Below are 24,149 nucleotides of genomic sequence, written 5' to 3'. Positions count from 1 at the left end.
CGCAACCAACCCGGACGCCCTTTGCATCATTGTTGCGCAGTCGCCAGCTTAGGCTGTGCGCTTCCTGGAAACTCCTCCAACAACTGACCAACCCGCTTTTCGGCGCCGTCTACTTCCCGGACATCCCCGCCCATCGCACCGTCGGCATTAAGCCATAAAAGATTGCCGGTCTTGAGATCAACAAGGCCTGCATAGCCGGCATGTTCACCCGATTTAACGCCTACGCCCCCTAGCGCTGCTGCAAATTGCAACATCTTCCGGCCGGTAGAGCCATAGGCATCTTTGTTATAGATGAACAAGGCATAGTCGGCGTCCTTGGCGCCGGGCAGCGCGCCTACGCCACTGCCGAGCGACCATTCGAATATGTCAGCCTTATTGTCGCGCTTTTTCGTGGGAAGGCGATTGCCCACGAAAAACTGATACTGGATCACCGATTGTGAAACCGCCGCAAACAAGGCCGAATATTCCTCGACCAGTTGGGCATCCCCACCATAGGAAACCGGTGCAGCAATCACCTTGTTGCCCAAGGTCTGCTGACGTTTTGCCAAAGCGTCATCGATATTTTTACGTGCCTGGTCCGTCCAGTCAGCGTTGGGCTCGAACATGCCGCCTGTGGATTGGGCGCCCACGCGCACCGTTGGACGAAACACCAGGATGGTCTTGCCGCTTTGTGGTGCGAGACTGAAACCGCCTTTGATCGCGGTACGTTCCTGGCCTGATGCAGGCGCAACTATACACGCTGCGACCAGCAAAGCCGCGGCTGCGCGACTTAAAAAATTCATATAGCCCCCCCTGCTGATTCCCCGAAGCAGAGGGGTAGTGCTAATGTTGACAACAAGCTCTGGCAAGATACCGAATTAGCCGCATTTTAGTTCATTACGGTTGTTTTTTTAAGCTCGGGATTAGCTGTCTCTATTCGTTTCACGACCCTTAGCGGACGCTCAGAGCCGATTTCTCGCTTCCCGAAAGCGGACGTACTTTGTTGCAGGCGCTCGGATCACCTACAGTCAGGAAAGTTGGACGTTCCCAACTGTCCGCTCTGGGCAAGCAAAATAGATAAATTGCCGTTCGTTCAGCGGTCGCTACCGCCCCGCCTGGAAAAGCGATCAAACACGTCTTCCAGGTCGCTCTCCTCCGCATCTTCGGAGCTATCGTGGCTCGCCTCCTCGAGTACCAGAAGCGAGTAAGTCCAACCTCCGCTCGCGCGATGAACCTGCTCTCTAAGGCCTATCGCAGCACCGAGCTGTCTTCCAAGCCAGACGCCGCCATCGAGTTCACCCCAACCCGATTTCGAGGGGTTGAACCGTGCCGCACAGGATGGTGTCGGCAAGGGTCTGTTGATCGGCGCGTCTATGAACGGGAAGCGCGACGGCCGGTAGATTCGACGAACAATGCCATCTTTAGACAGTACAATCGCGCATGCCTCGTCGTGATGACTGGTGTAGTGAATGGAGGTCGCTTCCCGGCTCATGTCGTAGCGGATCGCAAGGGCGAAGATGCTGTCGAGGTCTGGCGAGCCCAACGCTTCCATATCGGGACGAAAGCGCGCCAGCGGCATGAGCATATTGGCACTGAACCGGTTTGCTTCGGCCTCCATGCGAGCAGCTCTGTTATCCCGATCAGCTTTTCGAACCGTCATGTCAGAACTCGAGCACATAAACGCGCCGCCCGCAGTGGCGGGTTGATGCGACACCATGAGGTAATGTCCGAGCTCGTGCCCGATCGTATATCTCTGCCGCTGGGCCGAGCCGGTCGAATTGACGAGGATCATACCATCACGACGCTCAGGTTGCGTTATGAGACCTCCCTCGAAGTTCGGAGTTTCCAATCGACGAATGTCGGTAATGTCCACGGCGGCGGCCAATTCCTCGATTGGGACGGGGACCGGCAGGTCGGGTACTTGACGGAGAATTTCAGCAACGATCGTTGCTGGCGTCCTGCATGCGTCGAGGTCCATCCGATCAATCTGCATACTCAGCTCTCGCTATGCCGCCTTTTCATACCTTTGATGATGTCGTCGAGGACAGCACGGTCGGCATCCGACAGTGATTGCAGGTCGCGAAACATAACGAGCAACTGTTCATCGTGCTCATCGCTCGGGTTCTCGCCGATCAAAGTGGCGATCGTCACACCGAAATGTTCGGCCAGCTTGCGCAGCAAATCTACCGAAGGGTTTTTGGCGGTGCCCTTTTCCAGCTCCCACACATGGCCTTTCGAAGCGCCGATTGCATCGGCCACGTCCTGAAGCGACTCGCGCTTGGCCGTCCGCAGCTTCTGCAATCTCATCGCGATCGACAAAGCTTGGTCTCCTCAGTCTCAATCTAACATGTCGACGGCCGCTTATAAATCCGTTCCGTAAAGGTCAATCGAACATTTTCGTCTGACCAGTTGCATCAAACGTCCGTCTGATATATCCTTACAGTCATGTTCGCCAGTCCCGCTGCCGGGGCAATGGAGAAATCGAGATGACCTACGAACAACGCCCCGGTCGATGGTTGCACCGGCTTCCGTTGCCTGCACCGGCGGACGCGCTGCTGATGGATGTCGCGCGGCGCGTACAGCTCTCCCCCACCAAGCATGGGGAGGCAGAAAAGCACTATCATGCGCTTTGCAATTGGGTCGACCGGTCGGGCAGCCCGCTCGAGGGCAAGGTGGTCACCTGCTACCCTGGCGGTAGCTTTGCGACAGGCACTGCGATCGCTTCGCGGGTGAAAAAGGATCAGCACGATGTTGATGTGACGATCGAGCTGGATATCTCGCCATCCAGCGATCCCGCGACAATTCTCGACCAGCTCTTCAAGGCCATTAATGGTGAAGAGGGAACGCGCTACCGTGGGATGGTGACGCGCAACAGCCGCTGCGTGACGGTCACCTATGACGATGGCGTTCGCGTTGATCTCATGCCGATCGCCCGGTTGACTGGTCACCCTGAACGCGCCGGCCACTTGTTCCACTGGCGTGAGGAGAATGCCGAATCCTATCATAAGCCGGTTAATCCCTGGGGCTTTGCAGATTTGTTCAATCGCGAGACGGCATTTGATCCCGTCTTCGCGGCCATGTTCGACGCGCGTGGCCTCACGATGGATGGGGCTTTTGCTAAAGCCGATACGGAGCCCTTGCCCGAGCAAGTTCCGCTCTCGGAGAAGTCCGCGCGGGTCGTCGCGCTCCAACTCATCAAGCGGAACCGCGACGTGCGGTATCGGCATCGGCAGGGGCGTAAACCTCCGTCCGTCGTCCTCGCGGCGCTGGCGCTCGAAGTGGCTCCGACCGGGGGCGGGCTTGCGGACGAGGTGATCTCAATCGCGTCTTACATCTCGACTCGGTTGCGCGATGAGGGCCGATCGGGCCGCCTGCTCACGGTGACCAACCCATCTTATGTCCCGGATGTCTTTACCGACCGTTGGCCGGCTAAGATCGACGAGCAGAGTCTTTACGTTCAGGATCTGGCCCATCTCTCACGCCAGCTTCGTCGCTTGCAGGAGGCGGACATCTCCCTCACGGAAATGAAGCTGATCCTAGACGACCTGTTCGGAGAGACCGCCGCAAGCTTCGCGCTCGATGAGTTGCTCACGCGGAGCCAGGCCGAAGCCGAAAAGGGTGCTCTCCGGTTCGGATCAACCGGGCGGATCGTTACCGCGGCCGCGCCCACGGTGGTTTCGGCGATCAGCACGCCTGCTCGTGCCAGTACGCAGATGGGGGGCGGATGCATCCCGGATTGATCGATATCGACACCCAGATCGCGACCATGGCGATGCGTTGGCCGGACTTTCGGGTTCAGGAACGGTCCGATCGCGGCGCAGTCTGGGTTGGTTCCCTTCAGCCTCAAAAGACCTGGTATACGGTACGTATAATCTACCGCGTGCCGCGCGCACCTGAAGCGTTCCGCGTTATCTCCGTGCAGCCCCGCGTGCAGATCTTGGACCCTGTTCTCGAGAGACACCCAAGTTATGAGGAGGGGCCGATACCGCATGTCTACGTGAACAAAGACGACCCTCATCTCCCAAATCTCTGTCTCTTCGACCCCTACAACAAGGAATGGACGCCAGAGGATTTGCTCGCCGACACAACCGTGCCCTGGACAGCTCGCTACCTCTACTTCTACGAGGGCTGGCTCCTCACCAAGAAATGGAAAGGCGGCGGACGACACGCAACCCGGGAGGAACGTCTGCTTGACGGCAGCAGCAAATCCATCGCGGCGGTCTGAAGGGACACTCCAGCGCAGGCGGGAGCGTCTCCCGTGGCCGGCGGCGCAACGCTTTCGCATTCTATCGATCGATGGTGGCGGGATACGAGGCATATTGCCAGCTGCGATCCTTGCTGAGTTCGAGCAGCGTCATCTCGGCGGTCAAAGCATCGGCGCACATTTTGACTTGATTGCTGGGACCTCTACCGGCGGCATCATTGCCCTGGCTCTTGCGAACGGCATGCGCGCGTCCGAAGTGCTCGAGATCTACATGCGCCATGGAGCGGCGATTTTTCCGCAACGACATAAACTGCTCGGTCTGGGTAAAGCTTGGGATTTCGTTCGATCTCTCCACCTCTACCGCTATGATCGCGCTCCGCTTGAAGCGCAGCTCCACAAAATTTTCGATGGGCGACTGTTCGGGCAGGCGAACGTAAGGCTGTGCATCCCCGCATTTGACGGTTTCAACGAAGTCACGATTTTCAAGACCCCTCACCACCCGGATTTCCGGCTCGACTGGAAAGAAGAAATCAAGACGGTCGCCCTGGCCACATCTGCCGCTCCGACCTTCTTTTCTGTCTATCGGAACGGGAACCGGCAATTCGCGGATGGCGGCGTGTGGGCGAATAATCCTATCATGCTGGGTCTGGTAGATGCGCTCACCTGCAACGACGTAGACGCGGCGTTCGTCGATATTCTCTCGCTTGGCTGTGGCGAGCAGGAGATGAGGATTTCCAACGCGCAGATCCGTTTCGGAGGCATGCTTCACTGGCGTGCGATCATCTCTTCGGCGATGCATCTGGCCAGTCAGAATGCTTTGGGTCAGGCCGGCCTGCTTATCGGACGCGAGAATTTGGTCAGGATCGATGCGCCGACACTCGATAAGCCCATCCAACTGGATGATGTGAGCCGGTCGATCGCCGAATTGCCGCCCTTGGCGCGAACGCTCGCAGACCGTTATGACGCTCAGGTCGCCCAACTGTTTCTCGGCCGGCTTGCTGATCCTTACCGCGCCTATCATGGCCCGCGCGCGTGGCTGTGATGGATGATCGATAATCCGCTTGTTTGAGGAGGACAACGCAACGATGGCATCTCAAAATCTCGAGCAACTCAAGGCGCATATTCTTCCTCTTTCAGTCGCATCAAGCTTTGAAGAAGCGCGTCAGGAGTGGGATCTCGTCGCGGTAGAAATTAGCGACGAATGGGATAATTGCCCTTGTGGTCAGGACATTAAGGAGCATTGCTACATACGCAATCGCCATAATGGCATAAGCACTTATGTTGGTAATATCTGCATCAACCGCTTCATACAGATCAGCACTGGGAATCTGTTCGACGGCCTGAAGCGCATTGCCCAAGATGATACGGCCAATGCCAATCATGATCTGATCGAGCATGCCTATCGCATGGGCTATCTTTATAGCGAAAAAGAGTATCGCTTCTTGTTGCAGACTGCCCGGAAGCGCGTCCTCTCGCAGGCGCAACTAGATTGGAAGCGCAAGATCAATCGCCGTATCCTCGCGCAGACCATCGTGCAGCGCCGAACGAAACGTTGATGGAGTGTTCGTTCGGTGCTGAGAAACTGGCGCTTCGATCACCAGCATTGTGGCTGCATAGCGGTAAGGGGGCGCCCGCCGATAAGATCAGTGCGATGCTGCCGTATGGCGCTGTGCTAGAGTATCGGAATTGAAGCGGTGGAGTTGATTCATGAAGGGCCTTCTCGATCGGCTGTTCGGCACGAACAAGGCTGAAGTTGCCTTATCGGCCGTGGAGCCGTCAGCGCAACTTCAAGTTCGCGAATTCTCCGAACGGCTGATCACGATCGATGCGCTCGACTTCGTCGGGCAGTTCGCCAAGTCACCGAACGGCCAGTTTCGGCTGATCTGGTCGGATTGCAATCCGGAAGGAACTATCGGTGGCAATCGCGCGGAGGGCCATGGACGCTGGGCTCTGCTCGAACAGGACCGCCTCATCTGCGAAGGCCGGCTTGAGCGTCCGCAGGGCGGAAAGGTCGCCAACGACGGCACCCTCATCCTCAACGACTGGATGTTTGGCGAAGGGCTCAAGGGGCGGTTCGTCGCCTTCCGCCGCGACGGTACCGCGATCATGGCGCTCAACATCGCCGCCAACCTGATCAGCAACGGCCTATCGAACGACGGCACGTTCGCCATCTGCCAAACTGCGAACGCACCCGGCAGCCCGGATAGCTGCCTCTACATGCTGTTCGACCTAACGACCGCGGCCGAAATCGCCCGGTGGGAGCCGGAGACCGGCTGGGCCGATGGCTATGAGTTCGACACGGCCGCGCGGCAGCTGTTTCTGATCCGACGCTATGCCGAGCGAATCGGTTATCGCTTCGACGGTACCATGATTGATCGGGACGGCTGGCAGACGCACCGTGTTGCCGCCGGCGACCTTACGGCCATCCGATCGCTGCTCGGAGATGCAGGCCAAGTGCGCGATGCCGATTTCGTGGCGCGGATCATCGCTGGGCTCGAACGTGCCGCTCAGGATAACGATGTCTACGTCCGCGCCCGCGCCTTGCGCATTCGCGGCGAATTGCTCGAGGAAACCGGTGACGGGGCGGCAGCGCTCGTCGCCTACGACGAGGCGCTTGCGCTCGACCCACAAGTTGGCGTCACGCGGCGGGCGGACAAGTTGCGCAAGGCACTGTCGCCAGGATCTACTCCGGTTCGCAAGCTCAGCAAGTTCGAGCGGCAGGCCGAGCGCGTTGGGATCGTGCATGAAGTGATCGCGCTCCATTGCGGCGAGCCGAAGCTATGGCGGTATCATCCCAAGGACGCTTGGGCGAGCGTCGAGGAAGCCGCGCTCGCCCACTATGTGGCACAAGGCTGGTCGGGTGCGGCCGCCGAAGGCGGGCTGATGCTCACCCTGATCAAGGCTGCGTCCTTCGCGCGGCTCCAACCGCGCAACGCCGACACCTATATCGAAGCGCTCTATGCGCAGAACGTTGCCTTCGATGAGGATCGCTTCTCGCGCGGTGCGCTGATCGATGCCTGCGGGCGCGCGACGACGGCGCAGCTCAGCCGCAACTGGGCGATGATTGCCGCCACCGCCGGCGAGACGCCCGCCTTCTATCCGCGAGTCCGCTGGGATCATGTCAGCGGCCTGTTCGACGCCCTCGGCACCGAGCGGCTGGCCGCGATCGCGCGGCTCTTCGCCGACGCGCCCTATGATCTGCGCGCCGGCTGGCCTGATCTGACGCTCTGGCGAGACAGGGAGGTTCGGTTTGCCGAGATCAAAGCGCCGTCAGACTCGATGCATGCCAGCCAGACGCGGCTGATCACAACCATTCTCAAACCGCTCGGCTATCAGGTCACGCTCGCCGAGGTGCGGCCCGCCTGACGGCGGGGCTTTTCGAGTGCCGTCGTTGATGTTGTGTCGGCGCGGCGTTCTGCGTGCCGCGTCAGTAGTAGCGGCTGTAGTCCGCGCCGAGGCCGGTCTGCTGCGCAATATCGTCGAGCGCGGCTTTGGCGATCGGGATCAGAGCGCGCATCCGGTCGGGATCGTCCCAATAGGAGCTGCCATGCTTGCCCCCATGGAACAGATTGTTCCGCACGGTTTTAGCGAGCCGGATCACTTTGACGAGATCGCTGGGTTTGTCGTCGAAGCGAACTTCGGCGAAGTCGAGACCGCTCTGGCCGACCACCTGCCGCTGCGGTTTCGCGTCGATCAGCTTTTGACCTGCGGGCGTCAGCGTATATCGGTCCTTCCAATCGGCGAAGAACTTCTCCCAGCCGGGCATGGCGCGCGCACCGACCGTGTCGTCCTCGAGATAAGGCGCTTCCTTCAGCGCGAACTCAAAGCGCGAAAACCAGTAGAAGTAGTCGAACGCGAGATCGCGCAGTTCCTCGGATATCTCGTCGTGACGCATCCTAGGCGGTGTTGACAAAAGCTTTCAGCCATAGTCGCGCGGCAGCGAGGTTGATGAAGCTCTCGAACGACAGGACGGTCTTGTCGTAGCGGGTGGCGATGCGGCGCTGCTGCTTGAGTTTGGCGAACATGCGCTCGACACGATTGCGATCCTTGTAGCGCCGGTAGTCGGGATGGGCCGGCACCTTGCGGTTGGAGCGCGGCGGGATGACGGGCAGGATGCCTCGCATGAGCAGGTTCTCCCGGAACCTGTCGCCATCATAGCCTTTGTCGGCGAGCAGCGCCCTGGGCTTGGGCAGCGGCAGGTTCATCAGATCGTCGGCCGCCGTATAGTCCGATGCCTCGCCGCCGGTAAGGATGAAGCCGACAGGGAGGCCCTGATTGTCACAGCGGGCGTGGATCTTGCTCGTAAAGCCGCCGCGTGATCGACCAAAAGCCTGCGCACAAGCCCCCCTTTTCCGCCCGCTGCCGAGACGTGGCCGCGAACCGTGGTGCTGTCGATCATGTGCTGCCAGTCGTCGGTGAGGCCCAGATCGACCAACGTTTGCAGCATGGCGTCCCAGACGCCTTGCTCCGCCCAGCGCCGGAACCGGACATAGACCGAGTTCCACTTGCCATAGCGCTCGTGCATGTCGCGCCACGGGCAACCGACCCGCAGCACATGCAGCATGCCATTGAGAAAGCGCCGGTTATCGCCGGCCGGTCGGGCATGCCTCCCACGCTCGGACGGGAGTAGCGGCCCGATCAACTCCCACTCCGCGTCCGACAAATCCCCTCGATCCATGACCGCTCCCCAAAGAGCAGCCTTGAATCAGAACACGCACCGATTGGGAATCCCTTTTGTCAACGCCGCCTAGCCTGTCCTTGGTTCGCATTGGCACTTAGCCGATCAAGTCGCTGACGATCCCGGCATGAGGTTTGCGCATCGCCTGGATCCAGTCCTGTACCTGTTTTCGGTTCGCCGTGGTGATCGGATAGGCACGTGCGCGGACATCCTTGGCGGCGCCTGGGCTGATGTCGCTCGTCGTGACGACCAGCCCGGCACCGGCGCGCTCTTCGAGCATGTCGGCATAGAGCGCCTTCACCACTACGCGCTCGACCTTCTGCTTCTGCCGCTTGCACTGGACGATGACCGCGGGCGGTGCACCCGGCTGCGCGCCGCGATGCCACAGCCGCAGGTCGACGCTGCCATCATTGCGGCCTGGCCCCAGCTCGACGTCATAGCCGCTGCGCTGGAACCACTCGGCTGTCAGACCCTCGAACTGCCGCCAATGGATATCGCCCAATTTGTCGGGCTGGCTGCCCAGATAGTTGATGAACCGCTGGTCGAAATACTGCGCGCCGTCGGCCGGCAGTTGCTCGCTGGCAAACAGCGCGCTGAGCGCGACCATATCGGCGTTGGCAACGTCGCGCGTGAAATGGGGATTAAAGGCCAAATCGTGGGTCATCGCCTCGATCAGTGCATCGAACACGCCCGCCTTGCCGTCGACCATGGCCTTCAGCTCGGCGAAGATCGCCGCCTGCTCATCGTCATTCTGGTTCCGCAAGCGCAGATAATGGTTCGCGACCGCCTCGATGGTCAGCAACTCGTCAAGTGCGAACTGCGACCGCCAATCACCTCCAAGCAGCGCCATCAGGCGCATACCGAGCGTCGGCATACCGGGTTTCGGTGTCGCCCCAAGCGCGAACAGGAGGTCGCCGACCGCCTCGGCATAGTCGTCCGATCCGAGGCGCAGCACCTCATCGCTGATCAGGCGTTCGCGCAGATGATGGTTGGCGGGCAGATGCGCGAGCATGTCCGCCTCGCTCAGCGCGAACCCCGATCGTACACCACTATCCTCGCTGAGCGCACTGCGAAAGGCGAAGGCCGGCATGATGATATGGCCCATCGGATCAACCCTCGTTCGCAACGGCGCTGTTGGGCGTCGTGGCGATCCTTACCTTGGGGGACTTGCCACTTGCTGGCGTGCGCGCGCGATTGGCGACTGTCGTCGCCGGTGTGAGACCCGCGACCTGCGGCTGGAGCAGCACTATCCGCACGATCGCAAAGCCGAGCCCGAGCGTTTGGATCAGGATCGCGCCTCCCGCCGTGCCGAGCGGCAGCGGCCCATAGGTCGTTGGGTGGAACAGCACCCATGCCGCAGTGCCCGTGATCGCGAGCATTATGCCGAGGCCCAGATAGCCGAGCGCGAGCCGCAGCCGGAACCACGCTTCGCTATGCCGGCATGCCCGATTGAACGCTTCGCGCTCCTGGCGCAGCTGCTCGCGGGCGCGGGCGTCAGCCATGTTCGCTCTTCAACTCGATCGCTTTAGCGCGTTTGCCGAGCTCAATTTCGATCATCGCATCCATCACGCCGGGCAGCGGCCCCTGATCAAGCGCATCGATTTGGACCAGCGCGCCATTGACGATCTCGCCGAACGGGAAGATCAGCGCCGGCTCGGCGTGAACGCCGGCACGCGCCAACGCGTCGCGCTTGTCGGGATCGATCGGCCGTTCCTCGACGAGTAACTCCTTCGTTCGGCGGCTGAACATCGGCTCGAACGGTTCGGTAAAATTGGACACGCGCATGTCGCGAGAGTCGCCGACCGTGGCGCCATAGTGGAGCGAGAGCGTTGAATATCCAGCCGAGATGATCTCGACCTTGATCTCCTCATGCGTCGCTTCGCGCTTTTTGATCGAGAGGTGCACCCCCCACTCGACGCCGCGATCGCTGAGCAGGCGCCGCTCGGCCTCGCTTGCAAGATCGCGCCCGATCGACAGGTCGAGCCCGAAATCTGCAATCCGCCGCATCAGCGCGAGCTTGACGATATCGATCTTGGAATAGAGCCGCCGACGCCCGCTGCCAGGATGCTGTTCGCCGAGCGCCACAACCTTCCGGTTGATCCACGTCTGCAGCAGATCCTTACGTAGCCGCGTGACCGCAAGGACGTCCCCTTGCGTGTATTTCTGCTCGGTTAGGTCGCGGGCCATAGTCTAAAATAGCATTGCTATTTTGAGTAACACAAGGGGAAAGTGGCATTGCTACTTTGTATTGGGTATTGGAGTGATTTGGGCGCCTCGCGCAGGTGCACGACCTCCACTCTAGGGCCACGATCCGCATGCGGCGGATCGCTCAGCCTCGCGTCGCCTGTGGCGTCGCGGCCATCCTGTAATGATCGACTGGCGGGATGCCGGGCTCCGCCCGGTCGCAGAAGCCCCTGCCTTGGCGCAGGCCAATTTTTATGCGGCCTCCCTCCAGCGCATCGCATTAATACGGAGACGATCGAATCGCTGCTTCCGGAATGCTCGTGCGTCAGCTTAAACGGCAAATATGAAGGGCGGCTGCGCTCATCACGTAGATGTGATCCGAATGTCCGGTCTCCCGTTTTGGCGCTCCAAAGCGGACCGGGCAAAATGTCCCATTTGCCGTCATCACAGCCGGCGTTGCCATCAAGCGATATCCTAAATTAATTTGTCGAGCGTGATCGGCAAATCACGCACGCGTTTCCCAGTCGCATTGTAGATCGCGTTGGCGACCGCAGCCCCCGTCCCGGTGATGCCAATTTCGCCGACGCCCCGCGCGCCCATGGGTGTGTGAGGGTCGGGTATGTCGGTCCAGATGACATCGATTTCCGGAACGTCCATATGCACCGGCATATGATATTCAGCGAGGCTGGGGTTCATGATCCGTCCGCTCCGCTCGTCGAACTGTGCTTCCTCCATCAGCGCGAGGCCCAGACCCATGATGATGCCCCCCCTAAACTGGCTCGCCGCCGTCTTGGGATTGAGGATGCGGCCGCAGTCGAACGACCCCAGGAAGCGAGATATGCACGGTTCACCCGTTATCATGTTGACCCGCACTTCGCAGAACATGGCGCCATGGCTGTGCATCGACCAGTGCATGGTCTCGAGCGGCATGGGCGGCTCGGCTTCGATGACGACGGCGTCGCGCTGGGCGCGCGAGAGAATCGACGCGTAGCTCTCGTACCGAGATGGATCTTCCAGGCTGGCTAGGCCGCCATCCCGACTTCCCACCTCTGCCTGTTTCAGCCCCGCCAGAGGCGAGTCATTCCCTGCCAGTGCCAGCAGTTGCGCGACCAGCTTGTTGTAGGCTGCAATCACCGACGCGCCAATCGATGCCGTCTGCTGCGATCCGCCTGCAAGGACCAGCCCAGGCAAGGTTGAGTCGCCATAGTTGAATTGGATTTGTGACATCTGCAGGCCCAGCCGCTCGGCTATCACCTGCGTCTGCGCCGTGGCCGTACCCATGCCCATTTCGTGCGCGGCAATGTCGATCGTCGCATGGCCGGCGCGAGACACGGTGATGCGGGCTGCGCCGCCGGGCATGCGGTAATAGGGATAGGTGGCGGTAGCGCATCCCATGCCGATCAGCCATTCGTCTTCCTGGTGCATGCCTGGCAGAGGGTTGCGTGCGCTCCACCCGAAGCGCTCGGCCCCGTCGCGCCATGCCTGGTCAATATGCCGCGCTGAAAAGGGCAGACCGGATATCGGGTCCTTCTCCGGCTCGTTGCGCAAGCGGAGCTCGATGGGGTCGAGACCGAGCTTCTCGGCCAGTTCGTCCATCGCGCATTCAAGCGCGAAGGTGCCCACCGCCTCGCCTGGCGCGCGCATGAATGTGTTACTGGTCATGTCGATCTCGACATGCTGGACGTCCAGCAGGATATTCTCCGCGGCGTAGGCGCTGCGCGTCGGGAGGATGAATGGTTCGGGCATGACATTGTGCGATGTCTTGGCCGTCACACCGCGATGGATGAGTGCGGTGAGCTTGCCCTCGGCGGTCGCGCCCAGAGCGACCTGCTGCTCGGTCGGCGAACGACCGCCAACGGTGCGGTAGACACCTTCTCGGGTCAGCATCAATCGGACAGGTCGCTCGGCGAGTTTCGCTGCTGCAGCCGCGATGATCTGATGCTGCCACAGCGTTTTACTGCCGAAACCGCCCCCGACATAAGGCGATGTGATGACGACCTTGTCGGCTGGCAAATCGAACACCTGCCCCAGCGTCCAGGCCGAATGCGCGACCGCCTGTTGTGCATCATGGATGCGTAACGTGTCACCCTGCCACGATAGCGTGACGGCATGAAGCTCGATGGGATTATGATTGTGGCGCGGTGTCGAATAGGCCGCGTCGATCTTGACGGCGGCCTTTTCGAATGCTGCCTGCGCATCGCCCACCTGGTCATGCAGCGGCTGTCCCATGAACTGCGATTGGGTCGTCCCCTTGGCGATCGCCGCGTGAAAGTCGGTTTCCGCCGGCTCGGCCGCATATATCACATCGACCAGCGTGGCGGCATGGTCTGCCTGCTCCTGTGTGTCAGCAAGCACAATGGCAATCGGCTGACCATTCCAGTAGATCTTCTCATCCTGCAGGACGGGAATGCTGTCGCCCGCAGCGGCCTTGGGATCACTCATGAACAGGGGGGCAGGCTTGAGTCTTGGCGCGTTACGATGGGTCATCACGAGCAGGACGCCGGGTGCGCTCTCAGCCGTTTCGACATTGAGCGAGGTGATGCGACCTTTCGCGATCCTGCTGTAGACGATGGCGGCGTAGACCATGTTTTCCAGAGGAAACTCCGCCGCAAAAGGAGCAGCCCCCGTCACCTTGAGTGGCCCGTCGATGCGCGAGACGGGCTTGCCGACATGACCATGCTGGTGACGGATGAGCGGATCGGGTTCGCCTCCCGGCATCCAGCTATCTGGCGCGAGCGCCACTACCTTCGCCATCGCGCCCTGCATCAGGCCTTGCGCCAACGCCTTGCCGCTATCGATCAGGCTCATGCCATGTCCTCCATCAACTGCGTGAGTACAGCGACCATCGTCCGCTGCGCGAGCGCGACCTTGAAGCCATTGTCCCGGAGCGGCCGGGCATGGGACAGTTCTTCCGAGGCTGCCTTGATGAAGGCATCCACCGTTGCAGGTGATCCACGCAAAAGCGCTTCCGCTCTGGCTGCACGCCAAGGCTTATGGGCAACGCCGCCGAGCGCCAGCCGGACGTCCCGCACATGCCCCTGTTCCACATCGAGGACGGCCGCGACGGACACCAGCGCGAACGCATAGCTCGCCCGATCACGGACCTTTCGGTAGGTTGAGCGCGCAGTGGATGGCACGGCTGGCAGTTCGATTGCGGTGATGAGTTCGCCCTGCTGCAGATTGGTGTCGATATCGGGTCGCTCGCCGGGCAAGCGATGAATGTCAGCGAACGCAATCCTTCTTTCGCCGTCGGGTCCTCGCACATGCACAGCGGCGTCTAGCGCAGCCAAGGCCACGCACATGTCCGATGGATGGGTGGCGATACAATGATCGGACGCGCCAAGAATCGCATGATTTCTGGTGAAGCCGCCAATCGCATCGCAGCCGCTTCCCGGGATGCGCTTGTTACATTGCGTGCCATCCTGGTCGTAGAAATAGAGGCACCGGGTGCGCTGCAGGATGTTGCCGGCGACGGTAGCCATATTGCGGATCTGCGCGCTGGCTCCGGCGACGATCGCGCGGGAAAGAAGGGGATATCGTTCGCGGATGGCGCGATGTTCGGCCACCGCAGTGTTGCGCGCCGCAGCCCCGATCAGCATGCCGCCATCGGATTGCTCGACTATGCCCGTGTCGAGACCTGTCACATCGATCAAGGTCGATGGACGCTCGATATTTTCCCGCATGAGATCGACGAGGTTTGTTCCTCCGCCAAGATAGCGGACGCCGTTACCGGCCTGTCGCAGCGCCTCGTCGGCGTTGGCGGCGCGATGATAGGTAAAGGGGATCATTCGGTGACCTCCGCAAACGTCTCGAGGATCGCATCGACGATGCCATTATGCGCGCCGCAGCGGCACAGGTTGCCGCTCATCCGCTCACGAACCTCGTCGCGCGTCATCCCTATGCTGTCGGTGTCGAGCGCGTGCGTTACGTGACTGGGAACGCCGCGTTGCAGTTCGGCGGCCATCCCGACTGCAGAGCATATCTGTCCCGGCGTGCAATAGCCGCATTGGAAACCGTCATGCTCGACAAAGGCCTGCTGAAGCGGGTGCAGATTGTCGGCCGTTCCCAAGCCTTCGATCGTGATGATCTCCTGCCCCTCATATTGAACGGCGAGCGCGAGACAGGAGAGGATCCGCTCCCCATTTGCCAGCACGGTGCAGGCGCCACATGCTCCTTGATTGCAGCCTTTCTTCGATCCGGTGAGGCCCTGATGCTCCCGCAGAAAGTCGAGGAGGGAAACACGAGGGTCTTCAGGACACTCGGCCAAGGCGCCATTTACAAGGATGCTCATCCATCACTCCCCATAGTCGGGTGCGTAAACGATGTAGAAATGCGCGGATCGAGGTTTCGGGCCCATCGACAGCATTTTCCAGATGCGATTGCCGATCGGGCTCTCATCAATCAGGCTGGAAACTACCGCCCGCATAAGCGATGATCGACATGGTGGTGCCACCTTTCTGGAAGCAGATGTGCGCGATGGCACGCCAGGAATTCAGGGCGATAGTTGACAGGCCGACCAGTGGGATAGGTTCAGAACCCTGTGTCCGACTTGCCTAAGCTCGCGAGCCGTAGCCTTCCAAATGGATCCAGAATCGAATTGCTGGATCATGCGTGGAGACGCGCTAATGGTGCGTCCATGCGCAAACTCATTCTACCTCTAATCCTTCTCTCGATCACCTCGCCGGCCTTTGCATGGGGGCCCATCGGCCATCGGGTGACCGGCGCGATCGCCGATCGCAACCTGAGCGGCGTGGCCCGCGCCAATGTCCAGCTTCTCCTGGGCGAGGAGGATCTGGCACAGGCGGCGACCTGGCCCGACGACATGAAATCCGCCCCTGCCGATTTCTGGCAGAAGCAGGCCAGCCCATGGCATTATGTCACCGTGCGCGAGGGCGACGCCTATACGAGCGCCGACGCGCCGCCCGAAGGCGACGCGATGAGCGCGCTTGGCCGCTTCACGGCAACGCTGCGCAATCCCGCCGCCTCGCTCGACGACAAGCGCCTGGCCCTGCGCTTTGTCGTCCATATCATCGGTGACCTCCACCAGCCGCTTCATGCCGGCGGCGGCAATGACCGGGGTGGCAATGACATGAAGGTGAGCCGGTTCGGTCGCTCGACCAATCTCCATTCGGTCTGGGACAGCGCGATGATCGAACAGCGATCGCTCTCCTATTCGGAACTCGCCGACTGGCTGTCGCGCGCGATCACGCCGCAACAGATCATTGCCTGGAATGATCGCGATCCCGGTACGTGGATCCGCGAGAGCATCGCGCTGCGCAAGACCATCTATCCCACCGATACCAGCCTGTCCTGGGACTATGCCTATCAGCACCGGGTCGAGCTTGATGATCGGCTCAAGCGCGGTGGTATCCGCATCGCCGCCTATCTCAACTGGGTGTTCGAGAATCCGCAGGACCAGAACCCGTCCCAGGCTCAAACTCCCCGCAAGCCTCCAAGGCACAAATGACATGCCACGCGGCACGCGGCACGAACTGTTCGGCATCCTGCTTGGCGGCGATCCCTATACCGTGCTGCGTGTCGCCGATGGTGGGGAATGGCGGCTCGATTGCCCCAGATCCTGCCGGCATCTTCTTGGCCAGAAGGTCCGGGTCGTGGGAACGAGATCCGATTTCGACATGCTCGATGTCGAGCAGATCGAGCCGGCCTGAGCCGCACCGCCGGCTTGCCGCCTTTCAGCGAAAATCCCGTGTCTTGACCTTGATGCCCTCTGTCGGCTGGCCCGGAATGATGCCCGAGCCCAGGCGCAGATCAGGATCGTAAAGATCGCGGGGTCCGCGCCCGAGCGGCCTGTTCGCCGCATCGCGCGGATCGGGGGCCATGGCGCTCTTCACGATATCGGCGCGGCTGACCTGATAGATGCTCGCCACATCCGCCCGCTGCCCGACGCTAGCGAGGAGAGGGGAGAGGTCGTCGAGCCGCTGGGCGATGAGATGGATGACCTCGCCTTCCTTCTGGACCTGGCCGCGCACGCCCATCATCGAGGCGCCGAGCACCACGCGCCGATGCTTCTCGAAAAGATTGGGCCAGACGACGAGATTGGCGACATCGGTCTCATCCTCGAGCGTGATGAACATGGTGCCCTTGGCGGAACCCGGCTTCTGCCGCAGGAGAACGAGACCGGCGAGATTGACCCATCGCCCGTCGCGAATATCCTTGAGCGCGGCGCAGGTCACCATCTTCCGGCGCGCCAATTCGTCGCGCAGGAAGGCGAGCGGATGGGCGCGCAGCGAGAGCCCGATCGCGCGATAATCCTCGACCACTTCCTCGCCTTCGCCCATCTGCGGGAGAATGACGTTCGGCTCAATCGCTTCGGGGCGGAGCTTGCCTGCCCGCGCGTCCGCTGCGGCAAAGAGCGGCAGGGGCTCTTCGCCAAGACCCTTCACCTCCCAGAGGCCGGCGCGGCGCGAGAGCGCCAGCGAACCAAAGCCACCGGCATGGCCGATCCGGTCGAGCGCGCGGCCGCTGACGCCGGCGCGGCGCTGAATTTCCTCGACGCTGGCATAGGGTTCCGTCCCCCGTGCCAGGACAATAGCGGCACCATCGGCATTTTTGAGCTCGCGCGCATAGCGCAGGCCGATCCTCAACGCATGATAGCGGCCCTGGGTCGGCTCGAGCGTGCAGTCCCAGCGGCTGTGATTGACGTCGATCGGGCGGACCTCGACCCCATGCTGGCGCGCGTCCCGCACGATCTGGGCGGGAGCATAAAAGCCCATGGGCTGGGCGTTGAGAAGCGCTGCGCAAAAGACGTCGGGATGATGGCATTTCATCCAGGAAGAAGCATAGGCGATGAGGGCGAAGGAGGCGGCATGGCTTTCGGGAAAGCCGTAGGAGCCAAAGCCCTCAATCTGCTTGAAGGTCTGTTCGGCAAAATCGCGCTGATAGCCGCGCGCGATCATGCCGTTGATGAGCTTGTCGCGGAAATGGGACACCCCGCCGGTCAGCTTGAAGGTCGCCATCGCCCGGCGCAGCAGATCGGCCTCCGACGGCGTGAAACCCGCGCATTCGATCGCGACGCGCATCGCCTGTTCCTGGAAGAGGGGGACGCCCAGGGTCTTTTCGAGCACTCGGCGCAGTTCCTGCGTCGGATAGCTGATCGCTTCCTTGCCCTCGCGGCGGCGCAGGTATGGATGGACCATGTCGCCCTGGATCGGGCCCGGGCGTACGATCGCCACCTCGACCACCAGGTCATAGAATTTGGTCGGCTTGATCCGGGGCAGCATCGCCATCTGCGCCCGGCTCTCGATCTGGAAGACGCCCAGCGTATCGGCCTTGCGGATCATCGCAAAGGTTTCCGGATCATCATGGGGAATGGAGGCCAGGTCCATTGCGATGCCCTTGTCATCCTCCAGCAGAGCGAAGGCGCGGCGCATGCAGCCCAGCATGCCAAGGCCCAGCACATCGACCTTCATGAAGCCGAGCGCATCGATATCATCCTTGTCCCATTCGATGATCTGGCGATCGGCCATGGCAGCGGGCTCGATCGGCACCAGTTCGTCGAGCCGTCCCAGGGTCAGCACGAAGCCGCCGGGATGCTGGGACATGTGCCGCGGCGTATTGATGAGGGTGCGGGCGAGCTCGAGCGTCAGCGCCAGGCGCTTGTCGCTCGTGTCGAGATTGAGCTCCTGTGCATGCTTCGCCTCGACACCATCGCGCGCCCAGCCCCACACCTGGCTTGAAAGGCCCGACAGCATGTCTTCGCTAAGCCCAGCGCCTTGCCCACCTCGCGCACGGCGCCGCGCGCGCGAAAGCGGGAGATGACGGCGGTCAGCGCCGAACGTTCGCGGCCATAGGTTTCATAGATCCACTGGATCACTTCCTCACGCCGCTCATGCTCGAAATCGACGTCGATATCAGGAGGCTCGCGCCGCTCGGCCGACACGAAGCGCTCGAAGAGCAGTTCGGATTTGACCGGGTCGATCGAGGTGATGCCGAGCACGAAGCAGACCGCCGAATTGGCGGCGCTGCCGCGCCCCTGGCAGAGAATATCCCTCGATCGGGCAAACTGGACGATCGAATGGACGGTGAGGAAATAGGGCGCATAGGCAAGATCGCCGATCAGCCGAAGCTCATGGGCGAGCTGTTCGCGGACATTGTCGGGAACCCCATGAGGATAGCGGCTCGGCGCCTTTGTCCAGGTCAGGCGCTCGAGTTCCTGCTGCGGGGTAAGGCCGCTTTCCCCGATCTCGTCGGGATAGGTATAAGTGAGCTGACCAAGGTCGAAGCGGCAGGCCCGCGCGATCTCGACGCTGCGGCGGAGCGGCGTCAGGTCGCCAAGATAGCGGGTGAAGAGCCGCTCCATTTCCGCGACGGACTTGAGATGCCGGTCGGCAAAACGCTCGCGGCGCTGGCCCAGCGTGTCGACCGTGCATTTTTCGCGAATGCAGCTCACCACATCCTGCAGCAGCCGTCGCTCGGGCGCATGGTAGAGAATGTCGCCGGTGGCGACGGTCTGCACCCCGGCGCGCGCGGCGAGGCGGGCAAGATCGCGCAGCCGGATCGCATCGCGGGGCCGGCGCCGGATCGAAAGGGCGAGATAGGCGCGGGAGCCGAAGATGGCAGCAAGCCGGTCGAGCGCCTCCTCGCACGCCGCATCGGCGCGGTCGGGCACCAATATGCCGATCATTCCTTCCCCCCAGTCCGCCACGTCCGACCAGTCGAGATGGCAGCTGCCCTTGCCGCCACGGGCCTTGCCGATGCTCAAAAGCCGGCAGAGCCGCGAATAGGCCTCGCGGTCCGTGGGATAGACGAGCAGAGAGGCGCCGCAGACAAGGTCCAGCCGGCAGCCGATGATCGCCCGGCAGCCTATGACCTTCTGCGCGTCCCAGGCTCGCACGGCACCAGCCAGACTGTTGCGATCGGTGATGCCAAGGGCTGGCAGGCCCAGCAGCGCGGCGGCCGAGAACAGCTCTTCAGGGCTGGAGGCGCCGCGCAGGAAGGAGAAATGGCTGGTGACCTGCAGCTCGACATAGCGGGCGCCCTCAAGATCGTCCTCGAGATCATGGTCGTGATCATTCTCGGACATCATGCAAAGGCACCATGGATGAACCAGCGCATCGGGCCGGTCGACGCCTGCTCACCATCCCCCATGCGGAACAGCCAGTATCGCGCGCCGCTCACCGTCTCGACCTGGAAATAATCCCGCACGGCATAGGGTGTGTCTGCCTCATGGCCGCCCTCACGCCACCATTCGCCATGCAGGCGCTCTGGCCCATCGGCCTGGGCGATCCGATGGCGCCGCCCCCGCCAGACGAACATGGCAGGCGGATGATCGGGCAGCATCGCCATCACGTCGACAGGCTCTGGCGGGACCAGCATGCGGGCAGGCCGGGGAAGATCATCGGCCCAGCCAGCGCCGCCGGCCGATGACAGCGGCGCGACATGCCCGACTTCGCGTTCGGGCATGCTGCTTGCGCGCGGCGCCGAGCGATAGAGGCTGCGCGCGCCAAAGCGATTGGCGAGCGCATCGACGATCGCGGCGAGATCCGGGCCGCGCTCTTCACCGGCAAGGACGCTCCCGACCTGGGCGGCCGCCATGGGCTGGGTGAGCGACGCGACCAGTGCCATGGCCTCGATCCCCATGCCCGGATCAATCGTCTCGATCTTCTGGGAGAGCAGCTTTGCCAAATGACGCACATCGCGCGAGGGGGAAGCAGTCCCGACCCGCACGGCCTGCCTGGCGCCATCGACCCGCTCGAAATGAAGATCGAGCCGGCGCGCGCCTGTCCCCGCGCGCAGCAGGAGGCGGGCAAGATCGGTGCACAGGTCCGCGATGACCTGGCCAATGGCATCGGCGGTACCGATCGGTTCGAGCAGGCTGCGCCGCACGCGCGGCAAGCTGGCGCGGTAGATCGGATCGATGGGTTCGGGCACCTGGCCCAGGGCCTGGTCGAGCCGTTTGTAGAGCTGCCGGCCGAACCGCTTGGCGAGGGGCGCACGCGGCGCGGCGATCAGCTGCTCGATGCGCTCGAACCCCATGCGGCGCAGTTCGCTCACGACGCCCGGCTCGATGCGCAGCGCCGACACCGGCATGATCGAGAGCGCGGCGCGCGTGGCCCCGGGCTCGATGATGTTCGGCCGTCCTGATGGCACAAACCGTGCCACCGCATGGGCGCAACCGGGCGTGTCGGCGACCGCGACCTGGCAGGCGAGGCCCGAGCCACTGACCCGGCGCATCATGTCCTTGAGGAGTGGCACTTCACCCTCGAAAAGATGGGCGCAGCCGGTAATATCGATCCACAGGCCATCAGATGGATCGGGCGCGACGATCGGAGAATAGCGCTTTCCTGCCCACAGAGCGAGCCGGCGCAGGCCCTCAAGATCGCCCTCGGGATCGGCATCCACGACGTCCAGGTCCGGCGCCAGCGACCGGGCGCGCGTTACCGTCATGCCGACGGCTATGCCAAGCCGGCGCGCCTCCTCGTCCACGGCCGCGATCAGGCGGCGGCCATGGTCGGCATGGGCGGTGACGAGGGGCGGTGCGCCGCCTTCAGGCGGCCTGCCGGCTTTGCGACGGATACGATCCGTCGACCAGCGCGGCAGGAACAGCGAGACAACCCGTCTCATCGCTTCCCTCTACGGTCCAGATTTGGGGTTCGGTGCCGCGCGCGCGCTCAAGCGCCAGCGACCAGCGCGGACGCGCGAGACCGGGAAAGCCCAGCGCCGGGCTGGGCACGGCCCGCACCCGCCAGCGGGTCAGCGCGGCGCTGCCCTCGGCCTGGCTTTCCGGGGGCATGGCGCGGCGAAAAACCATGGCCAGCACGCCCGATTGTTCGGCTGCCAGCTGCAGCCGGCGCGAAGCGGTCAGCGACATTTTCCTGAGTTCCCCGACGACACCACCAAGGCCGGGGTGACGCAGGCATTCCTCCATCGCGATGAGGACATTGGTGTCATTGCCCGCTTCCACAAAGATGACCCGATCGGGGTGGAGCCCGGCGAGATGCAGGGCCGGCGAAAACAGGTCGCGCCAGTGGAGGCACCAGATGATCTGGCCCCGCGACCGCGCGAGAATGCCGGCCAGGAAGATGGTGGCGGCCGCATCATCGGCGAGATCGGGACTTCCCGCCACCTCATGGAGAGCGCCGGTCGCGATACCGCCACCCGGCAGATGATGGTCGATGGCGTCGATGCCGAAGGGCAGCACCGGATGCCGACCGCCCACGGCTTCCACCTGCGCGATACGCGCACGCAGCTCGTCGAGGATGGCGGTTTTGGACATGGAGGCAGGGACTCGAAAATATGTTCCTCATTTGTTCGCTCCAATCCTGCGCCAGAGTCAATGGCATTTCGTTCTTCATATGTTCCATGTTAAGGAGATGGCTTCGAGTCCCGGCAAGGAGGTCCCATCATGTCACGGCTGCATTGCGCGCGGGCGAGCATCGCCGAGATCGCGGCACATTTCGGGGTCGATCCCTTGCCGTCGGTCGCGGTGCCCGAGGAGACGGTTGAAGGGCTGCCGGGGCTGGTCGTCTTCGAGAAGGGCGGCCGGCGCCTCTTGCGGACGATGACATGGGGTTTTCCGCGCCTGACCAAGGATATGCGCGCGCGCGGCGAAGAAGCGGGGCGGATCGGCCTTGTCGTCGATCTCACCAACCCAATGTGGGAGGAGATGGTGGTCGATCCGCGCTATCGCTGCCTCATCGTGCTCACCCATTTTGCCAATCCCGATGGCGTGCCCGGTGCCAAGACCAGGACCTGGTTTTCGGTGAAGCGCCAGCCGATCATCGCCTGGGCCGGATTCTGCCGAAACCTGCTGAGCGAGGGGCCGGTCTATGCGGGCATGACGATGGAGGCCAATGCGGCGATCCCACCGACCAATGACCGGATGCCGGTGCTGCTCGACCCCCATGACTATGACGCCTGGCTGCATGGCGGCATCCAGGATGTGATCCGGTTTCAGTTTCGTCCACCCTTCGCGGCCGAGCGGATGGAGGTGCAGCAAACCGAGGATAGCTGGCGCAGCAAGGCGCCGCCGCCCGGGACGCAGGCGCAGGCGCTCTTGCTGTAGCCGCGTCGAGAAGTTTGCCGGCTGTCCTGCCAGACAGGCGGCTTTCCCGTCTTTCGCGCCATGATAGGATGAAGCTGGAATCGCCAACTGCTCCAGCCGCTTCGTTCGAACAGGAGGTCAGCCATCTGCAATCTCTACACCGAGCGTCTGAGCGCTGCCGAGGTGGCCGCCCATTTCGGCGTCGCCAACCCGGTCATGTCCAATGCCGGTGACGAGGTCTATCCCGGCACGCCGGGCCTCGTGATCCGGGAGGAAGCCGGGCAGCGCATCATGCAGTCGATGACCTGGGGCTTCCCGTTGCGCCTCAAGGGCATGGCCCCGACGGCAAAGCCCAAGCCTGTCAACAATATCGCCGATCTCTCCAAGCCGATGTGGAAAGGCCTGGCGGCCAAGCCGCAATGGCGCTGCCTCATCCCGCTGACGGCCTTTGCCGAAGCGGAGGGTCAAAAGGGCGCCAAGACGCGGACCTGGTTCAATGTGAAGGGACAGCCAATCTTTGCATGGGCGGGGCTCTGGCGCGTGAGCGATGAATGGGGGCCTGTCTATTCGGGCGTAATGACCGATTGCAACGAAGCCATCCGGCCTGTGCATAATCGCATGCCGGTGCTTCTCATGCCGGAAGACTATGAGCGGTGGCTTCACGGCTCATTTGATGACGCCGTGTCCTTTCAGGACCGCTGCTTTCCCGATGCGTTGATCGAGATGACGCGCACCAGCGAGCTCTGGGTGAAGAAGAAGGCGGTGGCCGAGGCACCGTCACTCCTATGACCCGAGAGATGGAACGGTGGGCCGCGGCTCTCGCCGTGGACCGCCAATATGGCACCGGAGCAGCGGAGTTCATCGCAGGGCGCGTGAAAGCCCTTGCCATTGCGGGGGATGAGGCTGGCGTGCTGCGCTGGCTTGCGATCGCCGATTGCCTTGACGCTCTTGCCGCTGGCGGCACCATCCAGTGACATGATTGGCCGCATTTGGGGCCAGCCGCCGGACCGGTATCAACTGCCGCCAATGGATCCGGCACGAAGAATCGTCGACGATATTGGCCGTGTGCGATCAGCGTCCTACGCCAGCGCCTGTCTTTC

22 protein-coding genes and 2 pseudogenes are annotated in these 24,149 nt (G+C 62.3%); 10 read left to right on the top strand and 14 right to left on the bottom strand.

Going from position 1 to position 24,149, the window contains the following annotated elements; translation table 11 throughout:
• Positions 1-26 precede the first annotated feature (26 nt).
• From N6H05_RS02395 to N6H05_RS02385, 3 genes are all read right to left on the bottom strand, one after another.
• Complete coding sequence (locus N6H05_RS02395; protein WP_284112564.1) at positions 27-782, bottom strand: hypothetical protein; 756 nt, start codon at positions 780-782, stop codon at positions 27-29.
• A gap of 290 nt (positions 783-1,072) precedes the next feature.
• Positions 1,073-1,957: an ImmA/IrrE family metallo-endopeptidase gene (locus N6H05_RS02390; RefSeq protein WP_284112563.1), complete on the bottom strand. Its 885-nt coding sequence runs from the start codon at positions 1,955-1,957 to the stop codon at positions 1,073-1,075.
• A gap of 17 nt (positions 1,958-1,974) precedes the next feature.
• Positions 1,975-2,298, bottom strand: a complete 324-nt coding sequence (locus tag N6H05_RS02385; protein WP_284112562.1) for a helix-turn-helix domain-containing protein — start codon at positions 2,296-2,298, stop codon at positions 1,975-1,977.
• A 167-nt stretch (positions 2,299-2,465) separates the two neighbouring features.
• Here N6H05_RS02385 and N6H05_RS02380 point away from each other — a divergent pair, with 167 nt between their 5' ends.
• The 5 genes from N6H05_RS02380 (at position 2,466) to N6H05_RS02360 (ending at position 7,549) form a co-directional block, all read left to right on the top strand.
• A complete protein-coding gene (locus N6H05_RS02380; RefSeq protein ID WP_284112561.1) occupies positions 2,466-3,719 on the top strand; it encodes a nucleotidyltransferase domain-containing protein in 1,254 nt (417 codons plus the stop codon).
• The gene (locus N6H05_RS02375) at positions 3,716-4,204 is read left to right on the top strand and encodes a type II CBASS E2 protein (RefSeq protein WP_284112559.1); all 489 of its coding nucleotides are present in this window, start codon (positions 3,716-3,718) and stop codon (positions 4,202-4,204) included. Before N6H05_RS02380 ends, N6H05_RS02375 begins: the two co-directional genes overlap by 4 nt.
• A 94-nt stretch (positions 4,205-4,298) precedes the next feature.
• Positions 4,299-5,225, top strand: coding sequence for a CBASS cGAMP-activated phospholipase (locus N6H05_RS02370; RefSeq protein WP_284112558.1), 927 nt, complete (start codon positions 4,299-4,301; stop codon positions 5,223-5,225).
• 43 nt (positions 5,226-5,268) lie between these two features.
• A complete protein-coding gene (locus tag N6H05_RS02365; RefSeq protein ID WP_284112557.1) occupies positions 5,269-5,739 on the top strand; it encodes a hypothetical protein in 471 nt (156 codons plus the stop codon).
• A 151-nt stretch (positions 5,740-5,890) separates the two neighbouring features.
• Entirely contained in the window at positions 5,891-7,549 is a 1,659-nt protein-coding gene (locus N6H05_RS02360; protein ID WP_284112556.1) for a VRR-NUC domain-containing protein, read from the top strand.
• 61 nt (positions 7,550-7,610) lie between these two features.
• Here N6H05_RS02360 and N6H05_RS02355 read toward each other — a convergent pair whose 3' ends face one another.
• The 8 genes and pseudogenes from N6H05_RS02355 to N6H05_RS02320 all read right to left on the bottom strand — a co-directional run bounded on the left by N6H05_RS02355 (position 7,611) and on the right by N6H05_RS02320 (position 15,336).
• Positions 7,611-8,078, bottom strand: a complete 468-nt coding sequence (locus N6H05_RS02355; protein ID WP_284112555.1) for a hypothetical protein — start codon at positions 8,076-8,078, stop codon at positions 7,611-7,613.
• A gap of 1 nt (position 8,079) precedes the next feature.
• A pseudogene (locus tag N6H05_RS02350) lies at positions 8,080-8,861 on the bottom strand (IS5 family transposase).
• A 97-nt stretch (positions 8,862-8,958) separates the two neighbouring features.
• Positions 8,959-9,966 (bottom strand): restriction endonuclease, encoded by a 1,008-nt coding sequence (locus N6H05_RS02345; protein ID WP_284112554.1) that lies wholly within the window; start codon positions 9,964-9,966, stop codon positions 8,959-8,961.
• 4 nt (positions 9,967-9,970) lie between these two features.
• Positions 9,971-10,363, bottom strand: a complete 393-nt coding sequence (locus N6H05_RS02340) for a hypothetical protein (protein WP_284112552.1) — start codon at positions 10,361-10,363, stop codon at positions 9,971-9,973.
• On the bottom strand, positions 10,356-11,048 hold the full coding sequence (locus tag N6H05_RS02335; protein WP_284112551.1) for a hypothetical protein: 693 nt from the start codon (positions 11,046-11,048) through the stop codon (positions 10,356-10,358). The genes N6H05_RS02340 and N6H05_RS02335 overlap by 8 nt, the downstream gene beginning before the upstream one ends.
• A gap of 471 nt (positions 11,049-11,519) precedes the next feature.
• On the bottom strand, positions 11,520-13,853 hold the full coding sequence (locus tag N6H05_RS02330) for a xanthine dehydrogenase family protein molybdopterin-binding subunit (RefSeq protein ID WP_284112550.1): 2,334 nt from the start codon (positions 13,851-13,853) through the stop codon (positions 11,520-11,522).
• A complete protein-coding gene (locus N6H05_RS02325; protein ID WP_004209670.1) occupies positions 13,850-14,833 on the bottom strand; it encodes an FAD binding domain-containing protein in 984 nt (327 codons plus the stop codon). The genes N6H05_RS02330 and N6H05_RS02325 overlap by 4 nt, the downstream gene beginning before the upstream one ends.
• Complete coding sequence (locus N6H05_RS02320; protein ID WP_063141946.1) at positions 14,830-15,336, bottom strand: 2Fe-2S iron-sulfur cluster-binding protein; 507 nt, start codon at positions 15,334-15,336, stop codon at positions 14,830-14,832. The genes N6H05_RS02325 and N6H05_RS02320 overlap by 4 nt, the downstream gene beginning before the upstream one ends.
• Before the next feature lie 345 nt (positions 15,337-15,681).
• Here N6H05_RS02320 and N6H05_RS02315 point away from each other — a divergent pair, with 345 nt between their 5' ends.
• Together N6H05_RS02315 and N6H05_RS02310 are read left to right on the top strand one after the other, a co-directional pair.
• Positions 15,682-16,512 (top strand): S1/P1 nuclease, encoded by an 831-nt coding sequence (locus tag N6H05_RS02315; RefSeq protein WP_284112548.1) that lies wholly within the window; start codon positions 15,682-15,684, stop codon positions 16,510-16,512.
• A gap of 1 nt (position 16,513) precedes the next feature.
• Entirely contained in the window at positions 16,514-16,714 is a 201-nt protein-coding gene (locus N6H05_RS02310; RefSeq protein WP_037522664.1) for a DUF5818 domain-containing protein, read from the top strand.
• 24 nt (positions 16,715-16,738) lie between these two features.
• Here the strand turns inward: N6H05_RS02310 and N6H05_RS02305 are convergent.
• The 3 genes and pseudogenes from N6H05_RS02305 to N6H05_RS02295 all read right to left on the bottom strand — a co-directional run bounded on the left by N6H05_RS02305 (position 16,739) and on the right by N6H05_RS02295 (position 22,281).
• Positions 16,739-20,088 (bottom strand): annotated as a pseudogene (locus N6H05_RS02305) (error-prone DNA polymerase).
• On the bottom strand, positions 20,088-21,629 hold the full coding sequence (locus N6H05_RS02300; RefSeq protein WP_080727362.1) for a DUF6504 family protein: 1,542 nt from the start codon (positions 21,627-21,629) through the stop codon (positions 20,088-20,090). Before N6H05_RS02300 ends, N6H05_RS02305 begins: the two are co-directional and overlap by 1 nt.
• Positions 21,553-22,281, bottom strand: coding sequence for an ImuA family protein (locus tag N6H05_RS02295; RefSeq protein ID WP_136186185.1), 729 nt, complete (start codon positions 22,279-22,281; stop codon positions 21,553-21,555). The genes N6H05_RS02300 and N6H05_RS02295 overlap by 77 nt, the downstream gene beginning before the upstream one ends.
• Positions 22,282-22,410: 129 nt before the next feature.
• Here N6H05_RS02295 and N6H05_RS02290 point away from each other — a divergent pair, with 129 nt between their 5' ends.
• The 3 genes from N6H05_RS02290 (at position 22,411) to N6H05_RS02280 (ending at position 24,023) form a co-directional block, all read left to right on the top strand.
• A complete protein-coding gene (locus N6H05_RS02290) occupies positions 22,411-23,070 on the top strand; it encodes an SOS response-associated peptidase family protein (protein ID WP_284112546.1) in 660 nt (219 codons plus the stop codon).
• Between the two features lie 162 nt (positions 23,071-23,232).
• Positions 23,233-23,838 (top strand): SOS response-associated peptidase, encoded by a 606-nt coding sequence (locus N6H05_RS02285; RefSeq protein ID WP_247594385.1) that lies wholly within the window; start codon positions 23,233-23,235, stop codon positions 23,836-23,838.
• A gap of 8 nt (positions 23,839-23,846) precedes the next feature.
• Positions 23,847-24,023 carry a DUF6961 family protein gene (locus N6H05_RS02280; RefSeq protein ID WP_170978466.1) on the top strand — a complete coding sequence of 59 codons (177 nt, stop codon included), beginning with the start codon at positions 23,847-23,849 and terminating at the stop codon, positions 24,021-24,023.
• Positions 24,024-24,149 lie beyond the last annotated feature (126 nt).

This window comes from Sphingobium sp. WTD-1 (assembly GCF_030128825.1).
Classification (GTDB): domain Bacteria; phylum Pseudomonadota; class Alphaproteobacteria; order Sphingomonadales; family Sphingomonadaceae; genus Sphingobium.
The sequence above is the reverse complement of the archived record's forward strand: the minus strand, read 5'-3'. Positions and strand labels throughout refer to the sequence as shown.

Bases quoted from the DNA above. Each gene is read 5' to 3' on its own strand.
- N6H05_RS02395 (WP_284112564.1), bottom strand. From the start codon at position 782: ATGAATTTTTTAAGTCGCGCAGCCGCGGCTTTGCTGGTCGCAGCGTGT.
- N6H05_RS02390 (WP_284112563.1), bottom strand. From the start codon at position 1,957: ATGGACCTCGACGCATGCAGGACGCCAGCAACGATCGTTGCTGAAATT.
- N6H05_RS02380 (WP_284112561.1), top strand. From the start codon at position 2,466: ATGACCTACGAACAACGCCCCGGTCGATGGTTGCACCGGCTTCCGTTG.
- N6H05_RS02365 (WP_284112557.1), top strand. From the start codon at position 5,269: ATGGCATCTCAAAATCTCGAGCAACTCAAGGCGCATATTCTTCCTCTT.
- N6H05_RS02360 (WP_284112556.1), top strand. From the start codon at position 5,891: ATGAAGGGCCTTCTCGATCGGCTGTTCGGCACGAACAAGGCTGAAGTT.
- N6H05_RS02355 (WP_284112555.1), bottom strand. From the start codon at position 8,078: ATGCGTCACGACGAGATATCCGAGGAACTGCGCGATCTCGCGTTCGAC.
- N6H05_RS02345 (WP_284112554.1), bottom strand. From the start codon at position 9,966: ATGGGCCATATCATCATGCCGGCCTTCGCCTTTCGCAGTGCGCTCAGC.
- N6H05_RS02340 (WP_284112552.1), bottom strand. From the start codon at position 10,363: ATGGCTGACGCCCGCGCCCGCGAGCAGCTGCGCCAGGAGCGCGAAGCG.
- N6H05_RS02335 (WP_284112551.1), bottom strand. From the start codon at position 11,048: ATGGCCCGCGACCTAACCGAGCAGAAATACACGCAAGGGGACGTCCTT.
- N6H05_RS02330 (WP_284112550.1), bottom strand. From the start codon at position 13,853: ATGAGCCTGATCGATAGCGGCAAGGCGTTGGCGCAAGGCCTGATGCAG.
- N6H05_RS02325 (WP_004209670.1), bottom strand. From the start codon at position 14,833: ATGATCCCCTTTACCTATCATCGCGCCGCCAACGCCGACGAGGCGCTG.
- N6H05_RS02320 (WP_063141946.1), bottom strand. From the start codon at position 15,336: ATGAGCATCCTTGTAAATGGCGCCTTGGCCGAGTGTCCTGAAGACCCT.
- N6H05_RS02315 (WP_284112548.1), top strand. From the start codon at position 15,682: ATGCGCAAACTCATTCTACCTCTAATCCTTCTCTCGATCACCTCGCCG.
- N6H05_RS02310 (WP_037522664.1), top strand. From the start codon at position 16,514: ATGCCACGCGGCACGCGGCACGAACTGTTCGGCATCCTGCTTGGCGGC.
- N6H05_RS02300 (WP_080727362.1), bottom strand. From the start codon at position 21,629: ATGAGACGGGTTGTCTCGCTGTTCCTGCCGCGCTGGTCGACGGATCGT.
- N6H05_RS02295 (WP_136186185.1), bottom strand. From the start codon at position 22,281: ATGTCCAAAACCGCCATCCTCGACGAGCTGCGTGCGCGTATCGCGCAG.
- N6H05_RS02290 (WP_284112546.1), top strand. From the start codon at position 22,411: ATGTCACGGCTGCATTGCGCGCGGGCGAGCATCGCCGAGATCGCGGCA.
- N6H05_RS02280 (WP_170978466.1), top strand. From the start codon at position 23,847: ATGGAACGGTGGGCCGCGGCTCTCGCCGTGGACCGCCAATATGGCACC.